This window comes from Pseudomonas syringae group sp. J309-1 (genome assembly GCF_032582135.1).
Classification (GTDB): domain Bacteria; phylum Pseudomonadota; class Gammaproteobacteria; order Pseudomonadales; family Pseudomonadaceae; genus Aquipseudomonas; species Aquipseudomonas quasicaspiana.
Window position 1 is genome coordinate 1 of record NZ_JAWHNU010000106.1, and the last position, 7,422, is coordinate 7,422.

General features: G+C 58.2%; 7 protein-coding genes. 1 reads left to right on the forward strand and 6 read right to left on the reverse strand.

What is annotated here, in order from left to right:
* Positions 1 to 169 precede the first annotated feature (169 nt).
* From parE to RX972_RS28700, 5 genes are all read right to left on the reverse strand, one after another.
* Complete coding sequence (gene parE, locus RX972_RS28680) at positions 170 to 2,074, reverse strand: DNA topoisomerase IV subunit B (protein WP_027902520.1); 1,905 nt, start codon at positions 2,072 to 2,074, stop codon at positions 170 to 172.
* 138 nt (positions 2,075 to 2,212) lie between these two features.
* The gene (locus tag RX972_RS28685; RefSeq protein WP_231675690.1) at positions 2,213 to 2,830 is read right to left on the reverse strand and encodes a YqiA/YcfP family alpha/beta fold hydrolase; all 618 of its coding nucleotides are present in this window, start codon (positions 2,828 to 2,830) and stop codon (positions 2,213 to 2,215) included.
* Between the two features lie 96 nt (positions 2,831 to 2,926).
* Positions 2,927 to 3,703, reverse strand: a complete 777-nt coding sequence (cpdA, locus tag RX972_RS28690) for a 3',5'-cyclic-AMP phosphodiesterase (RefSeq protein ID WP_410478270.1) — start codon at positions 3,701 to 3,703, stop codon at positions 2,927 to 2,929.
* A gap of 237 nt (positions 3,704 to 3,940) precedes the next feature.
* Positions 3,941 to 4,393 (reverse strand): DUF1249 domain-containing protein, encoded by a 453-nt coding sequence (locus RX972_RS28695; RefSeq protein ID WP_316880643.1) that lies wholly within the window; start codon positions 4,391 to 4,393, stop codon positions 3,941 to 3,943.
* Complete coding sequence (locus tag RX972_RS28700) at positions 4,384 to 5,001, reverse strand: NUDIX domain-containing protein (protein ID WP_255885436.1); 618 nt, start codon at positions 4,999 to 5,001, stop codon at positions 4,384 to 4,386. Before RX972_RS28700 ends, RX972_RS28695 begins: the two co-directional genes overlap by 10 nt.
* A 210-nt stretch (positions 5,002 to 5,211) precedes the next feature.
* Here RX972_RS28700 and RX972_RS28705 point away from each other — a divergent pair, with 210 nt between their 5' ends.
* Positions 5,212 to 5,958: an RsiV family protein gene (locus tag RX972_RS28705; protein ID WP_316880646.1), complete on the forward strand. Its 747-nt coding sequence runs from the start codon at positions 5,212 to 5,214 to the stop codon at positions 5,956 to 5,958.
* 5 nt (positions 5,959 to 5,963) lie between these two features.
* Here RX972_RS28705 and cytX read toward each other — a convergent pair whose 3' ends face one another.
* Positions 5,964 to 7,232, reverse strand: coding sequence for a putative hydroxymethylpyrimidine transporter CytX (gene cytX / locus RX972_RS28710; RefSeq protein WP_316880648.1), 1,269 nt, complete (start codon positions 7,230 to 7,232; stop codon positions 5,964 to 5,966).
* Positions 7,233 to 7,422: the final 190 nt, after the last annotated feature.

The following is a 7,422-nucleotide window of genomic DNA, read 5'->3' on the forward strand; positions in this document are numbered from 1 at the left end:
CTGCCACCCCCGTCTTAACACAACCCCCACCTCCTGTGCCGGGGCGCGCGCCCGCGATTAGGGCGAGCAGGCGCAACATCCATCGACTGCCCCCCCCCCATCGCGGGCAAGCGCACTTCTGCAGGTTTGGCGCTATCGCGCGGTGTCAGGGACACCGGGGCGATTTGCATCAGGTCAGAACCTCGGCAAGGTTGCCTTTGGACTCCAGCCAGTTTTTGCGATCGCCGGCGCGCTTTTTGGCCAGCAACATGTCCATCATTTCCGAAGCCACCTCGAAATCATCCAGCGTCAGTTGCACCAGACGGCGAGTGTTCGGGTCCATGGTGGTTTCACGCAGCTGTGGCGGGTTCATTTCACCCAGACCTTTGAATCGAGTGACCTGCGGCTTGCCGCGTTTCTTCTCGGCCACCAGACGGTCCAGAATCCCGTCGCGCTCGGCTTCGTCCAGTGCGTAGTAAATCTCTTTACCCAAGTCGATGCGATACAGCGGCGGCATGGCGACATACACGTGCCCGGCGTCTACCAGCGGGCGGAAATGCTGGACGAACAACGCACACAACAAGGTCGCAATGTGCAAACCATCGGAGTCGGCGTCGGCAAGGATGCAGATCTTGCCGTAGCGCAGCTGGCTCATGTCCGCGGCGCCCGGATCGACACCTATGGCGACGGCAATGTTGTGGACTTCCTGACTGGCAAGCACTTCGCCACCATCGACTTCCCACGTGTTGAGGATCTTGCCGCGCAACGGCAGGATCGCCTGAAACTCCTTGTCCCGCGCCTGCTTGGCCGAACCGCCAGCGGAGTCACCTTCCACCAGGAACAGCTCGGAACGCATCGGGTCTTGCCCGGCGCAATCAGCCAGCTTGCCAGGCAACGCCGGACCTTGAGTAATGCGCTTGCGCTCGACCTTCTTACTGGCCTTGAGTCGGCGACCGGCGTTGTTGATCGCCAATTCGGCCAGTTGCATGCCCAGATCGGAGTTGGCGTTGAGCCACAGGCTGAAAGCGTCTTTGACGACACCTGACACAAACGCCGCCGCTTCACGAGAAGACAAGCGCTCTTTGGTCTGGCCGGAAAACTGCGGCTCCTGCATTTTCATCGAGAGCACGAATGCGATGCGCTCCCAGACGTCTTCCGGCGCGAGCTTCACGCCACGCGGCAGCAGATTGCGGTATTCGCAGAACTCGCGCATCGCATCAAGCAAGCCCTGACGCAGACCGTTGACGTGAGTGCCGCCTTGCGCCGTCGGGATCAGGTTGACGTAGCTTTCCTGAACGCTGTCGCCGCCTTCCGGCAACCAGAGCAGCGCCCAGTCGACCGCTTCTTTATTACCAGCAAAACTACCGCAGAACGGTTCGTCCGGCAGGCGCAGGAAGTCGCTGACCGAGTCCTGCAAGTAGGAACGCAGGCCGTCTTCGTAATGCCATTCGACTTTTTCGCCGGTGGCTTTGTCTTCAAAGCTGACCAGCAGCCCCGGACACAGCACGGCTTTGGCCTTGAGCACATGCTTGAGACGGCTGACCGAAAACTTCGGGGTATCGAAATACTTGGGGTCCGGCGAGAAATAAACGCTCGTCCCGGTGTTGCGTTTACCGACCGTCCCGACAACTTCCAGCTCCGACGCCTTGTAGCCGTCGGTGAAGGACATTTCGTATTCGTTGCCATCGCGCTTGACCCGAACCTTGACCAGGGTCGACAGCGCGTTGACCACGGAAATACCCACACCGTGAAGACCGCCGGAGAACTGGTAGTTCTTGTTGGAGAACTTGCCGCCCGCGTGAAGCTTGGTGAGGATCAGCTCGACACCCGAAACTCCTTCCTCCGGGTGAATATCCACCGGCATGCCGCGACCATCGTCGGACACTTCCAGCGAGTTATCGGCATGCAGGATGACCTGCACCGATTTGGCATGCCCGGCCAGCGCTTCGTCGACGCTGTTGTCGATGACTTCCTGGGCAAGGTGGTTCGGTCGCGAAGTGTCGGTGTACATGCCCGGACGCTTTCGAACCGGGTCGAGGCCCGAGAGGACTTCGATGGCGTCTGCGTTATAAGAGCTAGCGCTGGGATTGGCCATGGGGTCTCGTCATCAGTTGTTCGTGGGGTTACAGAGTTGAAAACCTGTAGGAGCTGCCGAAGGCTGCGATCCGCCTAAGCCAGGCTTTCGAACCAATCGCAGCCTTCGGCAGCTCCTACATTTAATCCGGCTATACATTCAAAGCGTCGAAACATCCACCGCCTGTAACAACTCAGGGGCGAATCCGGCAAAGCTCAACAATGCGGGCAATTGCCCGGCAAAGCCTTGGTAACTGTGGTCGCCACCGGCCTGAATACGCAAGGCGCATGCACGATAAAACGATTCGGCGCGGCGATAATCAAGGGTCTCATCCCCGGTTTGCAGCCAGACCTGAATACGCGTGGGGTCCTGAGGTGCTGGTACTTCCAGTTCGGCCAGAGCCTTGACGTGGTCGTGGGTCAGCTCCCAGGTTTCGCCGGTATAAAGGTTTTGCTGCGTACCGACAAATCCGTCGAACAGCTGGTGCGGGTTGACTGCCGGGTTGATCAGCACGGCTTTGAGGCCGTGACGCTGCGCCAAGTGTGTCGCATAGTAGCCGCCGAGCGAGCTGCCGACCAGCAATGGCCGCCCCAGTTCTTCGATAGCGGATTCGAGCTGAACCATGGCTTGACGCGGATGGTGATGCAACTCAGGGACACGCACCTGCTCACTCAACCCCAGCGAGCGCATCAGCGCGATCAATTGAGTAGCTTTTTTCGACAGCGCCGAACTGTTCAGGCCGTGGATATAAAGCAGTGTGGGGTTTTCGCTGGTCACGCCGTCCGCTCCTGAATCACTGAGTGGTGCAAAGCCGCGCAGTTTACAGGGACTAACGCTGAAAGACTCGCACAGGTGTGTATCACGCCAAAAAGATCAGTAGCCCTTGCCGCCGTAATCCACTTCGAAATCCAGGCCAACCACCCGGGATACGCCGGTTTCCAGCGTCCCATCGTTGTAAAGACGCAGCCAGCGGTAGCCTGGAGCGGTGGTATCAACTTTGAAATCAACGCTACCGGGCGCGAACTGAATGCAGGTTGAAGGCGACGCCAGCAGCCGGACGGTATCGCGCATCTGGTCATATTCCTGATGAACATGCCCCCAGAGCACTGCTCGCACCTGTGGAAAACGCTCCAGGACCGCAAACAGCGCGTCGGGATTACGCAGGCCGATGGGATTCATCCACTCGCAGCCAATCGGCACCGGATTGTGATGCAGACACACCAGATGATGTCGCTCGGGGGCTTCACTCAATGACTGGACCAGCAACTGCAGTTGTTGATCAGACAAATACCCGGGTACGGAACCCGGTACCGAGGAGTCCAGCAGCGTCACTCGCCAATTGCCGATATCAATGACCGGGTCGAGCAAGTCGCTTTGTTGCGCAGCCTGAAGCATTTCCCGGGATTCATCGTGATTGCCCGGAAACCAGCGCTTGGGAGCATCAATCTGATCGCTCAATTGCCGAAAAGCCTCATAAGACTCAACACTGCCGTCCTGAGAAACATCGCCACTGGCAACCACCAGATCGACCTGCGGCTGTTCGGCCAGCACCAATTCGATGACTTTTTGCAGACTGTCGCGGGTACACATGCCCAGCAGCGTATCGTCCGCATTGGCGAACAAATGGCTGTCGGACAGCTGGACCAACAGGACTGAGTCGTTAACGGGGACGTTGGGCAAAAGCCATCTCCTTGGGGCAGAGTCTGGCGATTATGGTGGGAAGCGATCAGGTCGGCAAATCCGGGAATGAGTGGCAGGTCTCAGTTACGAACGATTGGCCTGTAGGAGCTGCCGAAGGCTGCGATGGCGGTGTGTCAGATAAGTGCTTTGGCAGCCTTCGGCAGCTCCTACAAGAAATGTATTTCTCTGAAAGACGAGATATAACGCTTACCGCACCGTTTCAAACTCATGCCCGCACGCCAGGCAATGGCTCAGCCACTCTCCCAAAAAGAGATTGAGCTGAGCTTTTTCATCCGGCTGATGCATCTCCGCATTGGGATACGGATAGATCCCCCGAAAGCGTCGCGCATGTTCAGCGCCGATGACTTCGGCCATGCGCGCGTCGTGGTAGACCTGGACTTCCAGGCTTGGCACCGGAAGCCACGGCAGGCTGTGTTCCTGACGCACTTGCAGGGTCGTGGTGTATGGACAATCGAGAAGTACTTCAACCGCCAGCACGCCGAGCATTTGATCGCCCTGGGTTACCGCCACCCGACGTGAGCGTTGTTCGTTGCGCATGTCCGGCAACAATCGCATCAAGCGCGCATAATTGGCCTCGCAGGCGGCTTGCAGCCCGGCGAGGTCAACACGATAGCGCTCGCGCAATGGATTCACGACCATAACCCCCTGACTTCGGCACGATTCAACGCCAGCCATTGCAGCGCAATAATCGTCGAAGCATTGATAATTCGCCCGTCACGTACGGCTTGCAGTGCGTCATCGAACGACCAGACGGTGACGCGGATATCTTCACCCTCAGACTCCAGTCCGTGCAATCCCCCTGCACCCTCGCTTTCACAACGCCCTAAGTACAGATGAACGAACTCATCGCTGCCACCCGGCGACGGAAAGTATTTAGTGATAGGCCACAAAGCGCTGAAGACGATATCAGCTTCCTCTTCTGCCTCACGGTGGGCAACCTCTTCAGGCTGCTCATCTTTGTCGATCAAACCGGCGACCAGCTCAATCAGCCAAGGGTTGGCAGTCTTGTTCAGCGCACCAACGCGAAACTGCTCGATCAAGACCACTTCGTCACGTTTGGCGTCATACGGCAGGACACACACCGCGTCGTGGCGTACAAACAGCTCGCGACTGATTTCCTTGCTCAGGCCACCGGCAAACAGCTCGTGACGCAGGATCACTTTGTCCAGTCTATAAAAGCCCTGAAAGCAGTTTTCCCGTTTGGTGATTTCAAACGCTGTCGGGGTCGATCGGGTCGGGTCGGTCATGGGCTTCTCGCTTCGGGTAAATCGTGACGTGACGCCATCCTAACGCGCATCGCCAACCAGATGCAGCCCCCTCTTGAACATGCAGGGTAGACGGGTGATGGCGAAACGAACTCTAATCCGCCCAGCGGCGAACCGATGCCACCGTTTGCAGTCCAAGCAGCCTGAACTCGAACAACGTAACCGTCTTCATTGCCACCGCAAAGGATCAACATGTCGTTATTGAGGATCGCTTCACTGGCTTGCCTGGCACTTATGCTGGGTGCGTGTCAGAGCCTGTTCCAACCCAATTACCGTGCGCCCCTGCAAGTGCAGCGCGATGCGTCCGAGCTGATCAAGCCGGGCTGTACCGCCGCCGATTGCCCGCTGGTGAATATCGACACCGTGCACTTCCCCGATGAGCCCAAGCTGGACGCCATCGTGCAGAAGACCCTGCTGCAACTGACTCGCACAGATTCCAGCGGACCGCTGCCGGTCTCGCTCAAGGCGTATCAAGAGCAATACCTGGGTAATTCCCAAGGGCGAAACGCCAGCTATTTGCAAGCCAAGGTACGCGAGCAACATGACGGTATCGTAGTCGTCGAACTGTCCAGCTATCTGGAGACCGGCGGCGCACACGGCGCGCCAGGTCGCGCGTTCATCAACTACTCACGTCCGCAAGAGAAAGTGCTGACCCTGGCCGACATGATTGTGCCGGGCAAGGAAGGCGAGTTCTGGCAGAAGGCCGAACTGGCGCATCAGGGCTGGTTGTTGTCGACCAAAATGAACGAAGACCCTGAGTTCATGAAAACCTGGCCGTTCAAACGCACCCCGCACATCGCCCTGACGTACGGCGCGTTCATCCTCAAGTATCAGGTGGACACCATCGCGCCTTACTCCATGGGTCACATCGAGCTGAAGATTCCTTATCCACAGCTCAATGGCATCCTCAAACCGGAGCTGTTCCCCGGTCGCGGTTGAGGTTCTTACCCGGCAACTTTTTTACCCAGCAACAACTGCAGCACGCCAGCGACGATGAGCGCTGGCAGTGTTGCGCCGATATCCGGATAAACATTCGCCAGCAAGTGGTAGGTGCTGACCCCGCCCAGCCAGGCCAGCAACGTCATCCATTGAAACCCGACATTAGCCGCCCCGCTTTTGCGTCCTCGCAGCACAAAGTGATCCACCAGCACCACGCCAAACAACGGCGCGAATACCGAGCCGATGAGCAGCAGGAAGTTCTGATACTGCGCCAACGGTGCAAAACAGGCGATCAGGGTGCAGATGACACCAATCGCTAACGCCAGATGCTCGACTTTCAGCCCTGAAAGCATCCCGCTGGAGACCGCCGCGGAGTGAATATCGGCAAAAGCGTTTTCCGACTCGTCGAGCAGGATCAGCAGCAATGGAATCCCCAACCCCGCCCCTGCCAACGCCAACAACAGCGCATTGACTTCCCCGCTTGGCGCGAACGCCAGGGTGTAAGCGACGCCCAGGCTCATCAGCCAGAAATTACCGATGAAGAACCCCAGCGCGGTGCCGCCGAAGACATTTTTTGCGCGCTTGCCGAAGCGTGAGTAATCGGCAATCAGTGGCAGCCATGACAGCGGCATGGCGATAGCAATGTCAAAGCCAACGGCAAAGGGTAAAGATCCGTCACCGGCCTGAGCCCAAAGCGTGGCCAGATCAGCCTTGGCGAACAGATTCCAGGTCAGCCACAGGCAAGCCGCCAGCAACAGCCAGATGCCCCACTTACGCAGGATCTGCCGAACAAATGTCAGCGGGCCACTGACCGCCAGCAATGTCGCCAGCCCACCGAAGAACAAGGTCCAGAGCAGCGGACTGGTCCACGGGCTGCCTTCGCCAAAAGCGCGGGTGCCCAGCAGACTGGCGGCATCGCGCATGACGATGATTTCGAACGAACCCCAACCGATCAACTGCAACAGGTTGAGCAGCGCGGGCAGTGAGGCGCCTTTGCTACCCAGGCTGACTTTCAGCGCGGCCATGGACGACAAACCGGTGTCGCTGCCGATCACGCCGACAGCGGCCAGCAGCAATACGCCCACCAGCGTGCCCAAGAAGATCGCCATCAACGAGCCCGACAGGCCCAGCCCTGGCGCCAACAGCGCGCCGGTTTGCAGGACCATCAGACCAATGCCGAGGGAAAACCACAGAGAAAACAGATCACGCCCGCCGAAGACGCGCTTTTCTGCGGGAACAGGGGAATCGGGTGAGTAGGTGCTGGGGGTGGTCATATTTGAGGCCGTAACGACAGGGTGGCTGGATGCATGTCGGCCTACTGTGGGAGCGAATTCATTCGCGAAGAGGCCGGTACATTCAACAGATATTTGTTGGCTGTAACAGAGCTTTCGCGAATGAATTCGCTTGTATGGTTAGACTTGAAGGGGTGGTGGGACGAACAGTTCGCATCTGACTGCTGCAACA